At 64.3% G+C, this 339-nt stretch carries 1 protein-coding gene; it reads right to left on the bottom strand.

Translation table 11 applies throughout. The features are described 5' to 3' along the window. Positions 1-70 precede the first annotated feature (70 nt). On the bottom strand, positions 71-339 hold a 269-nt coding region (locus ABD323_RS41980), incomplete at its 5' end, for a peptidase associated/transthyretin-like domain-containing protein (RefSeq protein ID WP_486327174.1).

Below are 339 nucleotides of genomic sequence, written 5' to 3'. Positions count from 1 at the left end.
CTTCCCCCCCACGCTCCCGCGGGCCAGGCGTCCCTGGTACCGCCTGTTCTGACGGTCCGGCAGATGCTTGCTACTTCCCGTCGTGGTCCGGGTCGACGCCGAAGGTGATGACGCCGAGGTAGCCGTCGGCGTCCTCGGTGATCTTGAGGAGCATGGACTCCTTGTAGATGCTGTCGCCGTCGTTGAAGGTGTCGCGGTTGGTGTGCTTGGCGTAGGGCTGCTGCGCGAAGACCTTGGAGTTGAGCGACTCGTCCATCATCAGCTGGGTGGTGAGGGTGCGTTCGTTGTCGATGTGCACCATCGCGTGGATGTGCACGGTGCGGCTGTCGTACCAGCCGG

This window comes from Kitasatospora nipponensis (assembly GCF_039528135.1).
Taxonomy (GTDB): domain Bacteria; phylum Actinomycetota; class Actinomycetes; order Streptomycetales; family Streptomycetaceae; genus Kitasatospora; species Kitasatospora nipponensis.
This window is presented reverse-complemented; position numbering and strand designations above follow the sequence as displayed.